This window comes from Pontibacter sp. LHS2 (assembly GCF_058932845.1).
The window spans coordinates 432,229-447,488 of the sequence record NZ_JBZYWG010000002.1; the positions used below are offsets into that span (position 1 = coordinate 432,229).

Sequence of the window (15,260 nt, forward strand, 5' to 3'; positions counted from 1 at the left end):
AGTGACCTCCTACATTTGCAACATTTCTTTCGTCTAACCTATACTATCGCCCAAGGTTAAGGAGAACACGCGGCCCCATAGAGTTTTGATCAAACATCAATCACTATTAAGGAAGCTTTGCAGTGCTGACATAGGCTGTAGGCACTCCAGACGTTCAGCTTCATCCAGGACGAATCAAAAACTCTCGTCCTAACCAGCCAGGATAACTTATGCATAAAAAGGTTACCTGGCAATAACAGGCAACCGCTTTTTCAATTTACTTCAATTTCTGCGCTCAACTATAGTCCTGACTTCCTGCTTGCCTTCCTTAGTCCTGCGATTTACTACATAACAATAGGTTCATCCATCAAAGACATTATACGCACCTCACTTTTGGAGCGGGGATCGTAAGAGGGCACGTAGCGGATATACGCTCGTGCACTGCTTCACACATACAACGCATTAGCTACTTTTCAATACTCTATATTAAAACATGTAGTAAGCTTGCAGGCTACAAGAGGTCAAAATTCATACAACGCTTCAAATGATATAGTCTTATTTTACAGATTGCCCGTAAAGTGACTGCAACTTATATTGGCGACCAAAATCTAACCACTATGAACAATTGGCACACAAAAACCAAAGAGCAGGTTTTATCCGAGCTAGGCACATCAGCTTCAGGCCTTACAGATGCCAGCGCCGATGCCATCCTGAATGAGGTGGGGCCTAACAGGTTGGAGGAAAAGAAAGGGAAAAACCCTTTCAAGATGTTGCTTCAGCAGTTCACAGAGACCATGGTGGTTATCCTGATCGTCGCCGCGCTGCTTTCCCTTTTCCTTGGCAAGACCACCGAGGCGGTCGCCATCCTCGCCATCGTGCTTCTCTTCGGGCTTCTCGGCTTCATCCAGGAGTACCGCGCAGACCGTGCTATGGCCGCGCTGAACCGTATGGTGGTGCCAAAAGTGCGGGTGAGAAGAGGTGGGAAAGCCAGGGAAGTTTCGGCAACCGACCTAGTGCCAGGTGACATAGTAGAGTTGGAGGCCGGTAACGTGGTTCCGGCAGACCTACGGGTGACCGATTCTTTTAACCTCAAAATTCAGGAGGCCGCCCTGACAGGTGAGTCGGAGCCTATAGACAAGGATACTGCCCCTATCCCCAAGGAGGAACTCCCGCTGGGTGACAGAAAGAACATGGCTTACATGGGGACGGTGGTGACTTATGGAAGAGGGGTCGGTGTGACCGTCTCCACAGGCATGAAGACCGAGCTCGGGACAATTGCCAACCTCATAGACTCCGTTGAGTCAGGCAAGACCCCACTGCAGGAAAGGCTCGACAAGCTCGGCAAGATGCTTGCCCTTTTCGGAGCCGCTGCGGCCGCACTGGTATTCGGTATGGGTATGCTTATGGGGGAGGCTGCCGCGGACATGTTCCTCACAGCCGTGAGTGTGGCAGTGGCTGTCGTTCCCGAGGGGCTTCCCGCGGTTGTCACCATCACACTGGCACTGGGCGGACAGCGAATGCTGAAACGGAACGCGTTGATCAGAAAGCTGCCCGCAGTTGAGACGTTGGGCTCTGTCACGGTCATCTGCTCAGACAAGACAGGAACCCTTACCCAGAACAAAATGACAGTAACGGTAGTGGATCTGCCGGAACGGTCGGTGGCGATAGGACCCTCCGTGATGATGGAAATGGACAGCGCGTCAGCAGATGACCTTGACTTCGCCCTTGCCGTTTCGGTGCTATGCAACGATGCCACCCTCGACCACGGCGCAGAAACGGATACCGGACAGGTGATAGGGGACCCCACGGAGGCCGCTTTGCTCATAGCCGGTGCGAAAAGAGAAATCAGTAAAGAGCAACTCTACGAAACCCTGCCAAGGGTGGAAGAGGTGCCTTTTGACAGCACCAGAAAAAGGATGTCCACTATCCATAAAGTGGAGGGCGCCTTACCAGGTTATTTACTCCCACTTCAGAACACTCCCTTTCTGCTCTGCACAAAAGGCGCGCCCGATTCTCTGTTGAGTGTTTCCGAATATGTTTGGGTGAACAACTCACAGATACCGCTGGACGCTGAATGGAGGGAGCGGATTCTGGAGGCCAACTCGAAACTGGCCCAAAACGGCATGCGGGTGCTGGGTCTCGCTTTCCGTAGCCTGGAAGCGCCGAGCAGTGGCACGGATGCAGAGCAGGGGCTTGTCTTTGTGGGCCTTGCAGGTATGATAGACCCGCCACGGGAAGAGGTGAAGGCGGCCGTTGAGAATTGCAAGCTAGCGGGTATCCGCCCTATCATGATTACTGGCGACCACCCACTGACTGCCTCGGCCATAGGCCGTGAGCTGCTATTCACGGAGCAGTCTGATGCGGTGACAGGTCAACAGCTGCAGCAGGCAGATGAGGCGGAGCTCCTGACTTTGGCCAAAATAACCTCAGTCTATGCCCGCGTCTCCCCGGAGGACAAACTAAGGATTGTAAGCGCCCTGCAGAGCCAGGGAGAGGTAGTGGCCATGACGGGTGACGGGGTGAATGACGCCCCGGCACTGCGAAGGGCTGACATTGGGGTAGCCATGGGCATCACCGGGACTGACGTGGCCAAGGAAGCGGCGGACATGGTGCTGCTCGACGACAACTTCACGACCATTGTCGCGGCTGTGGAGGAGGGCAGGGTGATATTCGACAACCTCATTAGGTTCATCAAGTTCTCCCTGGCAGGCAACATCGGCAAGGTGCTGATCATGCTCCTTGCCCCCCTGTTCGGCATGGTCATCGCCTTGCAGCCCTTGCAGCTACTGTGGCTGAACCTGCTCACGGATGGCTTGCTCGGGCTGGGTTTGGGCACAGAGCCTGGGGAGAAGGACACCATGAGAAGACCACCAAGAAATCCGGAGAAAGGGGCATTGGAGAAAAAAGACTTCTATCAGATGGGGATAGTCGGAGCCACTATTGCGGCGGTTTCGCTGGGACTGGCCCTGTACTACTACAACCCTGAAGACCCAGAGGATCTGACCTGGCAAACCATGATTTTTGCGACTGTGGGATTTGCGCAGGTTTTCCAGGCCCTTGCTCTGCGTTCTTCGGCCCACTCTCCCCTGGCCATCAAAACAAATCCCTTGATGGTCGCGGTCGTAGTCTCGGCCGTCCTGCTGCAGCTCACCGTCATCTACCTGCCCTATATGGAAGGCTTCTTTAAGCTGGTACCGTTGTCAGCGCAGAACCTGCTGGTATCCGTTGCAGCGGGTAGCGTGGTTTTTGTTGTTGTGAAAATCGACAGAAAAATATTCAAAAGGTAACGTCGATTCGAACCCTAAGCTGTCAATGTTCTTTCACAGTAAGTAACAACCGAGATATACAGATTTGTAAAGCGGTGCACTAATAGCCCTTTTCTCAAGGGGCGACCAACTGCATCATCAGTGCTGAGAGATAGCCGCCATACGTACCAAGCGCATAACCCAGGATGGACAGGAGTACCCCTACCGGCGCGAGGGCAGGGTGGAAGGCCGCTGCCACAATAGGTGCTGATGCCGCTCCCCCAACGTTCGCCTGGCTGCCCACCGCCAGGAAAAAGAAGGGCGCTTTGACCAGTTTTCCCACAATCAGGAGCAGCAGCATGTGGATACTTATCCAGATAAGGCCTACTAAAAAGAGTCCGGGCTGGCTCACGATGGCGGTGATGTCCATCTGCATGCCAATGGTGGCTACCAGGATGTAGAGGAAAATGCTGCCGATGCGCGTAGCCCCTACGCCCTCCAGTTCACGTGCCTTGGTGAAGGAGAGCAGCATCCCAAAGGTTGTGGCCAGCACCACAAGCCAGAAGAAGCCCGAGGTAAGGCTAAACTGAGCCAGGTAAGGTGCATGGAGTTCTATCCAAGGCGCAATCAGATCAGAAAAAAAATGTGAGATACCCGTAATACCCAGGCCCACCCCCGCTATCATCATGGTGTCGGCCATGGAAGGCACTTTCAAGATGCTAAGCCTATGCTTTTCTATTTTATCCCTCAACTCATTCACGGCGGTACTGTCAGCTTTGAAGAAAGCGTCTACCTTTTCGCTGTTACCGGCACCGTACAGCAGCACGGCCATCCAGATATTGGCCACAATCACGTCGACCGCAATCACAGCGGAAAACAGGTTGGGGTCAGGCTTAAAAACCTCATACATCGCCAGCTGGTTTGCACCACCTCCAATCCAACTGCCTGCTATGGTGGAAAGCCCGCGCCATACCGCATGGGGCCCCTCTCCCCCCACGATGTCGGGTGCGAAGGTAGAGACAATCAACATGGCCAAGGGACCGCCTATCATAATGCCGACCGTGCCCGTAATGAACATCAGACCCGCCTTGTGGCGGAGCTTCCAGATTTCCTTTAAATCCAGGCTAATCGTGAATAGAACAAGGCTGGCCGGAAGCAGGTAGCGGGAAGCCATCTGGTAAAGCCCTGAATGCTCCCCCGATATAATGCCCAGGGAATTAAGCAGGCTGGGTATAAGGTAGCACAACAGTACGGAAGGCACCACCGAATAGAACTTCCTGAAGACAGGTCTCGGGCTAGACGAGGTCTTAAAGACAAAAGCCAGTATGATGATCAGGATGCCCAATACGACGGCATCATTGGTAATCAAAGGCAAATCCTGTGCTGGGGTTTCTTCCATATATGGAGACATTTCGACGTTAGCTTTCTAAGGAACCCATTGCTGAATTTTCAGCAAAATGAAGGCTTTGGATAACCTGCAAATATAGAGGAATGGAATCGACAGTTTGATGAGAGGAGGAACAATTATTTCGGGTAAGTTAGGCCATTCCCGCTACGACTTTAACTTAAAAAATCTTGTGCTGCCTCCCAACCAGAAAGCCAGACAGCCGGAGACATGCGGCCCGATATTTCTTCTGATTGAACTTGTATGAAATGTTGTTTTTCTGCCATACATTGGTAGCCACTTTTGCTTCAGTAGCAGGGGGCTAACAGCAGACACATCTTATGGGAAAACACAGCGAACTGGACCGATCACTGGGCTTGCGCCTGGTCATCGTAGTCGTGATCGGAAACATCATCGGGTCCGGGGTGTACAAGAAGGTGGCACCGATGGCCGCCGAGCTGCAATCGGCGGAATGGGTGCTGATCTGCTGGCTGCTCGCCGGCCTCATTTCCCTGTTCGGCGCTTTGAGCAACGCGGAAGTGGCCGGACTACTGGCCGATACCGGCGGGGAGTATGCCTACTATAAAAAGATATACAACCGTTTCTTCGCTTTCATCTTCGGGTGGTCCCTGTTTACCGTTATCCAGACAGCAGCTATCTCGTCCCTGGCCTACGTCTTTGCCCAGTCGCTCAACAGTATGGTGCCGCTGCCCCCTGTTTTAGACGCACTCGCTGGCTTCTCTCTTGGAGGTGTTTTCTACCCTTTCGCCGACCTTAGTGTCAAGTTCGTTGCCATAGTCTTGATTATTGTTTTGACTTGGGTAAATGCGAAGGGAGTCAGAACAGGCGCCTGGCTCGGAACGGTCATATTGCTGTTGGTTTTTGCAGGTATAGGCGTCATCGTGTTCTTCGGACTTGGCAGCAGCCAAGCCGATTTGGGCTTAACCCTGGATTTGTCCGCAATTTCCTCTAAGCCTGTTACTTTCAGCGCAGTCTTTACGGCTATGCTGTCCGCATTCTGGGCTTACCAGGGCTGGGCAGCCATTGGGTACCTGGGCGGCGAAATCAAAAACGCGAAGCGAAACATTCCCCAAGGCATCTCGATTGGTGTACTGACGGTGATAGCCATCTACCTTCTGGTAAACATGACCTACCTATCCATCTTACCGACTTCCGTACTGGAGCAGGTGCATGCGGCAGGCAACCAGATTGCAGCGGTGGAGGTTGTCAAAAGCTTCTGGGGGTATGGAGGCGCCGTGTTCATCTCTATTCTTATTCTAATCACCACGCTGGGCTGCACCAACGCGACCATTCTGGCCAGTTGCCGCACGTACTTTGCCATGGCGCGGGAAGGGATGTTCTTTCCGAAAGCAGCGGAACTCAACCAGGCGCAGGCACCAGCCTATTCTCTACGCTACCAGTGCATCTGGGCCTGTTTGCTCGTACTCTCCGGGACATTTGACCAGCTGACCGACATGATCATTTTTGCCGTGTTTATCTTTTATGGGGCCACTACCCTGGGAGTGTTCATACTCAGGTGGAAAATGCCAAACGCAGTTCGGCCCTACAAGGTATGGGGTTATCCGGTGGTGCCCGCCATTATGGTCCTTTTCTGCGCCGCCCTTTTCATCAACACAATTTTTGTGCGCCCCCGTGAAGCAGCCATTGGGATGGTACTCATATTGACAGGCATTCCAATGTATTGGTGGTTCAACAAAAACAAAAAGCAACAGGTGTCACCAGAAGAGAAGGTTATGAAATGATTGCGTGCAGAACAGGCGATTACGCCGGGGCTTTGCTTCTGTAGAGTTAGCGCGAAGAAGCTTTTGCCCGGCATCCATTATGCGCCCGCCTCAGGTGTCAGTGTATTTTAGCAAGCTCATTTAAAAAATAACTAGGCTCCTCTATTGCTTTAGTCTTTACAACCTCATTCCTTTGCGGTGATGAAATTGACAGGTATACAGGTATTTAAAAAGCTGAATATACTGCTGGCAGTCCTGCTATGCAGTTTTCTGGCTATTGGCCTGCCCGCCAATCTGATCGCTGCTCCAATGGTCCCTGCTGACCAGCAGCTTACGCAGCAGTCTGATGAGAGTCCGCTTCAGTTCATAACGGGTGATGCCACCTCCGGTGAATTAGAAGGTATCCTGCAATTGGATAAAACTCTGCTAACACCCTTAGTGTATGCGCTCTTGCTTCAGTTGTACCCACAACCGCAGGATACAGCACCTGCACCGCATACTTACGCCGCCACCAAAGGCGACTGCTGCTTGCACACCATTCTCATCAAAGGACCTTAGTCGCTCCCTTTTCATCTTCTAACAAGAAGCTATTGTAACACCTTTGCCATGCTGCATAGGTGCGTTTTTCCTTATTCGTTTTATTTTCTGCCCTGTAATGGGTCAATTTTATGGAGCTCCTACAGCATCCGATAGACGTTACATGTCTTATCGACCTGCACTTGGTGGAGTATGTGGAAATATACGAATAAGATATTTGCTTCATCTTTCCCCCGATTCTCTTCTGTAAAAAAGGTTAGGCAGCCAAGCCTCGTTGCCTAAATACTTCCTTAACTAATTAACAATGAATACAGTGACATTCTGGATTATATTCAATGCCTTCATCCTTATGCTGTTGGTGCTGGACCTGTTTGTATTCCACCGCAAAGAGCATGAGGTCAAGATAAAGGAGGCCCTCCTCTGGAGCGCCTTTTGGATAGCCCTCTCCCTTGCGTTCAACGCCTTTATCTACTTCTGGAAAGGCCCGGCCCCTGCACTTGAATTTCTCACTGCCTACCTGATCGAGAAATCACTAAGCGTTGATAACCTCTTTGTCTTTATCCTGATTTTCAGCTTCTTCAAAGTACCCCAGCAGTACCAGCACAAAATCCTGTTCTGGGGTATCATCGGGGCGCTGGTGCTGCGCGGCGTTTTCATTTTGGTGGGTGTGGCGCTTATCGCCAAGTTTCACTTCATCATCTATATCCTGGGGGCGTTCCTGGTCTATACCGGCATCAAAATGGCCTTCACGAAAGATGACGGGGAGCTGCACCCCGAGCAGAACCCTCTCATCGTCTGGGTGAGCCAGAGGCTGCGCTTCACCAAGACGGCGGTAGGCGGAAAGTTCTTCACCCGCATCGACGGTAAGCTCTACGCCACACCGCTCTTCCTGGTGCTCATCATGGTCGAGAGCACCGACGTGGTCTTCGCCGCCGACTCTATCCCGGCCATCCTGGCTATCTCCAAGGACCCGTTCATTGTGTATACCTCCAACGTATTCGCCCTACTGGGAATGCGAGCCCTGTACTTTGCCTTGGCGGGCATCATGCAGCTTTTTCACTACCTGCACTACGGCCTGTCGCTGATACTGGTCTTTATCGGAGCCAAGCTGCTGGTAAGCGACTTCTACCACCTCGACATGCGCATTGCCCTGCTGGTTGTAGGTGCCATACTGGGGGTGTCGGTCATCGCGTCTCTCCTTTTCCCAAAGAAGGAAAAGGTATTGTCTCCGCCCCGTGATTTTGTTTCACCATGAAGCTGACAGCTGGCCGATCAATCACGGTAAGCGAAGGGAGGGTCGTACAGGATGTGCCCGTAATCAGGGTTCCCATCAAAAGGTGGGCCCCATGCAGGTATACAACTGGCCTGAACCATGTATACCTGGGCTATTTCCTGTTTAGTGCCTAAATCAGATTAAACGAACGGTCAAATTCTCAATACCTCATACATGCTCTTTCAAACGAAAGCACCGGCTGTCTCCACTGCTGGTTTACTCATATCACTGGGAATCATTTACGGTGACATCGGCACCTCGCCGCTCTACGTGATGAAGGCCATCATCGGGGAGGCGCCCATCTCGGTGACGCTGGTGTATGGCGGCATCTCCTGTGTTTTCTGGACGTTGACCCTCCAGACAACACTGAAGTATGTGTTGCTGACGCTACAGGCGGACAACAACGGGGAAGGCGGCATCTTCTCCCTCTATGCCCTCATCCGACGCAGAAGCACCTGGCTGATTATACCGGCCATGGTTGGCGGAGCTGCCTTATTGGCGGATGGCATCATCACGCCGCCCATCTCCATTTCCTCGGCCATAGAGGGCTTGCGGCTGCTTTACCCGAATATACCTACCGTGCCCATCGTGCTGACCATTCTTACCGGTTTGTTCCTGATGCAGCGCTTTGGCACGGAGATAGTGGGCAAAGCTTTCGGGCCCATTATGCTGGTATGGTTCACCATGCTGGGTTCACTGGGTGTGGTTTCCCTGCTGCATTACCCCGAGATTCTGAAGGCGCTGCATCCCTCCTACGCCTACAACCTGCTGGTCCACTATCCGAATGGATTCTGGTTGCTGGGGGCCGTATTTCTTTGTACCACGGGCGCCGAGGCCCTGTACTCTGACCTTGGCCACTGTGGCCGGCCGAACATCCGCCTGAGCTGGCTATTTGTGAAGATTACCCTGGTGCTCAACTACCTGGGGCAAGGTGCCTGGCTGATGACGCAGGAGGGCAAGGCACTCAGCGGAAATCCTTTTTATGGCATCATGCCCGACTGGTTTCTGCTCATGGGCATTGCCATCGCAACAATCGCCGCCATCATAGCAAGTCAGGCCCTGGTATCCGGCTCTTTCACGCTCATCAGTGAGGCAATCCGGCTGAACCTCTGGCCCAAGGTGAAACTGGTTTACCCCACCAATCTGAAAGGGCAGCTCTACGTACCCAGCATCAACTGGCTCCTGTGGCTGGGTTGTGTGGGCGTCGTGCTGTACTTCCGCGAATCTGAGCACATGGAGGCTGCCTATGGCCTGGCCATCACCATGGCCATGCTCTCCACCACGATCCTGATGAGCTACTACCTCTATGTCAAGTCCAGGTCCAGGATACTCGTCACATTGTTCCTGGCTGTTTATCTGACGATTGAGCTCTCGTTCCTGATAGCCAACCTGAGCAAGTTTCCGCATGGGGGCTGGGTGTCCCTGCTGCTTGGCGGTCTGCTGCTGACGGTGATGTACATCTGGATAAGTGCTTACCACATCAAGCGCAGCTTTACAGAGTATGTGCAACTTTCTGATTATGTCCCCGCTCTGAAAGAGTTGAGCAATGACGAGACGGTTCCCAAGTACACGACACACTTGGTGTTTATGACGAGCGCCTCCAGCCCGAAAGACATCGAGTCGAAAATCATTTATTCTATCTTCCAGAAACGCCCCAAACGTGCCGATATCTATTGGTTCATCCATGTGGAAACGACCGACGAGCCTTACACCTCGGAGTACAAAGTGCGTCATGTCGTCGCCGATGACGTGATTCGGATAGATTTCAAGCTCGGATTCAGGGTAGAGCAGCGTATCAACCTGTTCTTCCGCAAAGTGGTGGAGGAACTTGTGGAGAATGGGGAAGTCGACATCACAAGCCGCTACACGTCCCTGAGCAGGCACCAGCTCATAGGCGACTTCAGGTTTGTGGTGCTGGAGAAGTTCCTCTCCTATGAGAATGACCTGCCCTTCGGCAAACGCCTGGTGATGGAGTGGTATTTTAATATAAAGCGGTTTGCGACATCCGAAAGCAAGTGGTTCGGATTGGACACCAGCTCTGTGAAAGTGGAGAAGGTACCGCTGGTTATCATGCCTGTGAAGCTGCCTCAGTTAAAACGAGTGCCGGTTCAAGTGAGATAAGACACAATAATGGCTTTAACGAAAGAAAAACTCCAGGCAAAGTTCTCAGCCCGAAGGCTGGTTCTGCCCATGCTCCTGGGTCTTGGCGTGGTCGGCTACATGCTGTACAAAAACTACGAGCCGGGGCAACTGCAGACGCTCCTGGGAGCGAGTCTACTCTGGTTGGGTGTCGCCCTTTTTGTACTGCTGGTCCGGGATCTGGGCTACATGTACCGCATCCGCTACATCACCGACAAAGCACTTAGCTGGCAGCAGAGCTTCCGGGTAATCATGCTCTGGGAATTTGCCTCATGTGCCCTACCCTCCGTGGTGGGCGGCTCCACAATTGCCGCCTATATCCTTTACAAAGAGCGCATCCCGTTGGGCAAGTCCATTGCGCAGGTGATGGTGACAGCGATGCTCGACAACCTGTATTTTGTGCTGGCTGTGCCGCTCGTCTTGCTGCTTATGGATGGGCAGCTATTGCCGACCCTCGGGACGATGGACGAGACTTTCAGGCAGAGCCTCGGCATCGCCTTCACAGTTTCCTACCTCCTGATTGCCCTGTACGCATTCACGATGTTTTATGCCCTGCTCATCAACCCTAACTCCGTCAAGCGGCTTCTGCTGCGGGTAGGAAGCTTCAGGCTGCTTCGCAGGTGGCGGTCTTCCCTGCTCAGCCACGCCAATGAGCTGCTGGTCGCCTCCAGGCACCTTCGCACCCAAAATACGACTTATTGGTTGCATGCAAGCGTCTCCACCTTTTTCGTCTGGACAGCCCGGTATGCCATCATCGGCTGCCTGATAGCGGCTTTCACCGACCTGCCCCTACAGGACCACTTCCTGGTATTCGCCCGCAACCTCATTTATAAAGTCGTCCTGCTCCTTTCTGTCACGCCAGGCGGGGCTGGTTTCGCTGAAATAGCTTTCCCAGCCTTCTTCGGTGCTTTTCTGGGCGGGTTTACCACGGTCATCGTCTTGCTCTACCGCCTGCTGACCTATTACCTTTACTTGGTGGCTGGAGTCATTGTTTTCCCCCGCTGGGTTGCGCAGGTGTTCAGGAACGAGGATAACAAAGCAATCGCTGCATCAGGTCAGGGGAACATGAACACATTAAATAAAACTGATTTATCAGCCGCTACATGAGAAACTTTGCCAAGAACCTTACCCGCCGCAAAAGTGCCACGGCCCTTTTAGAAGATTACAGGCAGGATGGCAACATCCACGGAACGGATTTGGTGCGCACCCTCCGCCTCAAAGACCTGGTGTCTTTTGGCATAGCCGCCATCATCGGGGCCGGGATATTCAGCACCATCGGCAATGCCAGCGCGGCAGGAGGACCGGGCGTTTCATTGCTGTTTATCTTTACGGCCATCGCCTGCGGTTTCTCGGCTCTGTGCTACGCTCAGTTTGCCTCTACCATCCCTGTGTCCGGCAGCGCCTATACCTATGCCTACGCCTCCTTCGGTGAGCTGGTCGCCTGGATCATTGGCTGGGACCTGCTGATGGAGTATGCCATCGGGAACATCGCTGTAGCTATCTCCTGGTCCGATTATTTTACGGCTGTCATGCGCGGAGTAGGACTGATGATACCCGAATACCTGACCATGGACTACCTGAGCGCCTCCCGGGGTTACCAAATGGCTCTGGGCTTGCTGGCACAGGGACAACACCTGTCCGCGCTGCCGGCCAACATTCAGGAGGCCTACCACGCCTGGCAACAGGCTCCGGCTATTGGGGGTTTCAAACTGGTGGCGGACTTCCCCGCACTCGGTATCACGGTTCTGATTACGTACCTGGTCTATATCGGCATCAAAGAGTCGAAACGAACGGCTAACCTGCTTGTGCTACTCAAGCTGGTCGTCATCCTGCTCGTGATCACGGTGGGCGCCTTCTACGTGAACACCAACAACTGGACCCCTTTCGCACCAAACGGTTTGGCAGGCATTATGGAAGGAGTCTCAGCGGTGTTCTTCGCCTACATCGGTTTTGATGCCATCTCCACGACTGCCGAGGAGTGCGAGAATCCGCAGCGCGACCTTCCCCGTGCCATGATTTTCGCTTTGGTGCTTTGCACGGTACTGTACGTGGTGCTGGCCCTGGTGCTGACAGGGATGGTGCCCTCCGCGGAGCTGGCGGTAGGCGATCCGCTGGCTTATGTCTTTTCAAGGGTTAACCTCGACGCCATGGCGGGTATCGTGGCTGTGAGTGCCATTGTGGCGATGGCCAGCGTGCTGCTGGTATTTCAGTACGGACAGCCGCGCATCTGGATGAGCATGAGCCGCGATGGCCTACTGCCCAGGGCCTTCTCCAGAATCCATCCCAAGCATAAGACTCCTTACATCGCCACTATTGTGACAGGTATCGTGGTGGCTGTGCCCGCCCTTTTTATGAATCTGACGGAGGTAACGGACCTGACCAGCATCGGGACGCTCTTTGCCTTTGTGCTGGTATGCGGCGGAATATTGCTGCTGGAGGAAAGGCAGAAAGAGTCATTAGAAGCTCGCAGTGGCTTCCGGGTGCCTTATATCAACGGAAAGTACGTCTTGCCGCTGCTGGTGCTTACTGCAGTGGGTTTGCTCATGCGGTACAATGCCCCGGAAGTAGCATCTTTTCTAAGCGTGTCCGGAGGCTGGGAAAGTTTTCAGCATAAGCTGCCTTTATTAGGATTTGTTGCCGTGACAGTGGCATTGGTCGTCCTTTCCTTTCTGCGCAACCTTTCCCTAATCCCGGTGCTCGGGCTGCTCACCAACCTCTACCTGATGACGGAACTCGGCATTACGAACTGGGGCCGTTTCCTAGCATGGCTCGCACTCGGCCTGGTCATCTACTTCGCCTATGGCTACCGCAACAGCAAGTTGCATCTAGCACAGCAAGCCGGGGCTGCCTGAACAGACCATACCTTGAAGAACCGAAAACACATACCGCCCTTAGTCATCCTGCTGCTGTGGGTCGTGCTGCTGTGCGCTTCTGGCTGCTTGAGAACATGTGTGGTTTCTGCTTCGCCTGATGTCAGCAAAGTGGAACCAGCCGCAGAACAAATAACAGCGGCGGTCTACATCAATCCCGTCGCATGGGCAGAATCCAGCGCGCCGATCAGAGCCACCTCAACAGAATCATTTCTCCAACTCCTGTTCAGGTACAGTGGTCTCCAGTTCCATATTTGCTCGCTCTGCAGCACGGAGGTAATCTCGCCTGTATTTGGTGTTTCATCCCTTACTCAGCAGTTCCGGATACTCCCCAACGCTCCTTAGCCGAGCTTCTTACTTATTCCTGCTACTGATTTATCTCTGACTGAGAATCATGGTTTGATCTTGCCTACAAGGTCAAACCATGATTCATCATCGTGCACAATAAGTCAGGATTAAACAATTGATAATTATCTATACCTAAACTCAAAATGGCTAAAAATATATTTGCGACGAAATCCGTCGAGAAACTCATAAAGGAATCGGAGGGCGGGGAGCATAGCCTGAAGCGTACACTCACTGCCTCCAACCTCACCATGCTGGGCGTCGGCGCCATTATCGGCGCGGGTATCTTTGTACTCACTGGTACCGCCGCCGCCAACGCCGCCGGACCTGCTATCGTGATATCCTTCCTGATAGCAGGGCTGGGCTGCCTTTTCGCTGGCCTGTGCTATGCAGAATTCGCCTCCATGATCCCGGTTGCCGGAAGCGCCTATACCTATGGCTATGCCACGCTGGGTGAATTCATCGCCTGGATCATCGGGTGGGACCTTATTTTGGAATATCTCTTTGGCGCGGCCACGGTGGCCGTGGGCTGGAGTGGTAACTTTGTGAGTCTGCTTAAGTCATTAGGCATCCACATTCCGGCAGCGATTGCTTCTGCCCCACTTTCCTATACAGGCGGCTCCTTTGAGGCCACGGGGGCTTTCATCAATTTGCCTGCCGTTATCCTTATACTCGTGATGACAGCACTGCTGGTGGTAGGTATACAGGAATCTGCCAAGTTCAATAACATTATCGTTGTTGTCAAAGTAGCAATCGTGCTTCTGGTAATTGGTTTTGGGTTCCAGTATGTGAACTCCGCTAACTGGGAGCCTTTCATTCCGGCTAAGGAAATCCTGACGGATGGCAGCAGCCGCTTTGGCTGGCAGGGTGTGGTGGCCGGTGCCGCCATCGTATTTTTCTCTTACATCGGGTTTGATGCCGTCTCCACAGCCGCACAGGAAGCGAAGAACCCGCAACGTGACATGCCGATTGCCATGCTGGCGTCGCTGGGTGTCTGCACGTTGCTTTACGTGCTCATGTCGTTGGTGCTGACAGGCATGGTGCCCTACAAGATGTTGAATGTGCCAGATCCGGTGCTGGTGGCCCTGGAGGCAGCTGGTCCTGCTTTGAAATGGCTCTACTTCTTCACTGGGGTGGGCGCTGTGGCAGGTCTTGCCTCGGTAGTGCTGGTAATGCTCATGGGGCAGCCTCGCATCTTTTTTGCCATGAGTCGCGATGGCCTGCTGCCTGCGGTCTTTGGCAAAGTGCACCCGAAGTTTAATACACCTCACGTCACCACGATCCTTACTGGGTTAGTGGCTGCGGTCATAGCCGGCATATTCCCGATTGGGCTGCTGGGCGAATTGGTGAGCATCGGCACACTGCTGGCCTTCGTGATTGTATGTGCCGGTATTATCATTCTGCGCCGCACCAATCCGGACATTAAACGCCCATTCAAGACACCCTTTGTGCCACTCGTACCCATCCTGGGTATTTTGATCTGCGGCTACATGATGGTGAACCTGGGCTTTGATACCTGGCTGCGGCTGATTATCTGGATGGCCCTCGGGGTTTTGATTTATTTCCTCTATGGTCGCCATCACAGCAAACTGCAGCAGAAAGCTTCTCCGGAAAGGCCTAAAGAACTGGTAAGTTAATAAGTGTTGTTAAGCAAAACCTGCTGCCTCTGGCGGCAGGTTTTCTGCACTCCTAACAGAAGCCGCGGTTCCTGTCCACTTTTTCTTCTGGCGCCGGGGGCACTATAAA

10 protein-coding genes are annotated in these 15,260 nt (G+C 53.1%); 9 read left to right on the forward strand and 1 reads right to left on the reverse strand.

Annotated elements, in window-relative coordinates; all coding sequences use genetic code 11:
- The first annotated feature begins 596 nt into the window (after positions 1 to 596).
- On the forward strand, positions 597 to 3,266 hold the full coding sequence (locus tag AC5FX6_RS10565) for a cation-translocating P-type ATPase (RefSeq protein ID WP_493597018.1): 2,670 nt from the start codon (positions 597 to 599) through the stop codon (positions 3,264 to 3,266).
- Between the two features lie 94 nt (positions 3,267 to 3,360).
- On the opposite strand, the gene AC5FX6_RS10570 is transcribed toward AC5FX6_RS10565, so the two are convergent.
- Positions 3,361 to 4,623: a DUF819 family protein gene (locus AC5FX6_RS10570; protein WP_493597019.1), complete on the reverse strand. Its 1,263-nt coding sequence runs from the start codon at positions 4,621 to 4,623 to the stop codon at positions 3,361 to 3,363.
- Positions 4,624 to 4,949: 326 nt separating this feature from the next.
- Between AC5FX6_RS10570 and AC5FX6_RS10575 the strand changes: the two genes are divergently transcribed.
- From AC5FX6_RS10575 to AC5FX6_RS10610, 8 genes are all read left to right on the forward strand, one after another.
- The gene (locus AC5FX6_RS10575; RefSeq protein ID WP_493597020.1) at positions 4,950 to 6,371 is read left to right on the forward strand and encodes an APC family permease; all 1,422 of its coding nucleotides are present in this window, start codon (positions 4,950 to 4,952) and stop codon (positions 6,369 to 6,371) included.
- A 180-nt stretch (positions 6,372 to 6,551) separates the two neighbouring features.
- Entirely contained in the window at positions 6,552 to 6,908 is a 357-nt protein-coding gene (locus AC5FX6_RS10580) for a hypothetical protein (RefSeq protein ID WP_493597021.1), read from the forward strand.
- A gap of 283 nt (positions 6,909 to 7,191) precedes the next feature.
- The gene (locus AC5FX6_RS10585) at positions 7,192 to 8,142 is read left to right on the forward strand and encodes a TerC family protein (RefSeq protein WP_493597022.1); all 951 of its coding nucleotides are present in this window, start codon (positions 7,192 to 7,194) and stop codon (positions 8,140 to 8,142) included.
- Entirely contained in the window at positions 8,139 to 8,294 is a 156-nt protein-coding gene (locus tag AC5FX6_RS10590; RefSeq protein WP_493597023.1) for a hypothetical protein, read from the forward strand. The genes AC5FX6_RS10585 and AC5FX6_RS10590 overlap by 4 nt, the downstream gene beginning before the upstream one ends.
- Before the next feature lie 40 nt (positions 8,295 to 8,334).
- Positions 8,335 to 10,281, forward strand: coding sequence for a KUP/HAK/KT family potassium transporter (locus AC5FX6_RS10595; RefSeq protein WP_493597024.1), 1,947 nt, complete (start codon positions 8,335 to 8,337; stop codon positions 10,279 to 10,281).
- A gap of 9 nt (positions 10,282 to 10,290) precedes the next feature.
- Positions 10,291 to 11,406, forward strand: coding sequence for a lysylphosphatidylglycerol synthase transmembrane domain-containing protein (locus tag AC5FX6_RS10600; RefSeq protein WP_493597025.1), 1,116 nt, complete (start codon positions 10,291 to 10,293; stop codon positions 11,404 to 11,406).
- Entirely contained in the window at positions 11,403 to 13,151 is a 1,749-nt protein-coding gene (locus AC5FX6_RS10605; protein WP_493597026.1) for an amino acid permease, read from the forward strand. The genes AC5FX6_RS10600 and AC5FX6_RS10605 overlap by 4 nt, the downstream gene beginning before the upstream one ends.
- Before the next feature lie 509 nt (positions 13,152 to 13,660).
- A complete protein-coding gene (locus AC5FX6_RS10610; protein ID WP_493597027.1) occupies positions 13,661 to 15,151 on the forward strand; it encodes an amino acid permease in 1,491 nt (496 codons plus the stop codon).
- The last annotated feature ends 109 nt before the right edge of the window (positions 15,152 to 15,260 follow it).

Coding starts and splice junctions, on each gene's coding strand:
- AC5FX6_RS10565 (WP_493597018.1), top strand. CDS start 597: ATGAACAATTGGCACACAAAAACCAAAGAGCAGGTTTTATCCGAGCTA.
- AC5FX6_RS10570 (WP_493597019.1), bottom strand. CDS start 4,623: ATGGAAGAAACCCCAGCACAGGATTTGCCTTTGATTACCAATGATGCC.
- AC5FX6_RS10575 (WP_493597020.1), top strand. CDS start 4,950: ATGGGAAAACACAGCGAACTGGACCGATCACTGGGCTTGCGCCTGGTC.
- AC5FX6_RS10580 (WP_493597021.1), top strand. CDS start 6,552: ATGAAATTGACAGGTATACAGGTATTTAAAAAGCTGAATATACTGCTG.
- AC5FX6_RS10585 (WP_493597022.1), top strand. CDS start 7,192: ATGAATACAGTGACATTCTGGATTATATTCAATGCCTTCATCCTTATG.
- AC5FX6_RS10590 (WP_493597023.1), top strand. CDS start 8,139: ATGAAGCTGACAGCTGGCCGATCAATCACGGTAAGCGAAGGGAGGGTC.
- AC5FX6_RS10595 (WP_493597024.1), top strand. CDS start 8,335: ATGCTCTTTCAAACGAAAGCACCGGCTGTCTCCACTGCTGGTTTACTC.
- AC5FX6_RS10600 (WP_493597025.1), top strand. CDS start 10,291: ATGGCTTTAACGAAAGAAAAACTCCAGGCAAAGTTCTCAGCCCGAAGG.
- AC5FX6_RS10605 (WP_493597026.1), top strand. CDS start 11,403: ATGAGAAACTTTGCCAAGAACCTTACCCGCCGCAAAAGTGCCACGGCC.
- AC5FX6_RS10610 (WP_493597027.1), top strand. CDS start 13,661: ATGGCTAAAAATATATTTGCGACGAAATCCGTCGAGAAACTCATAAAG.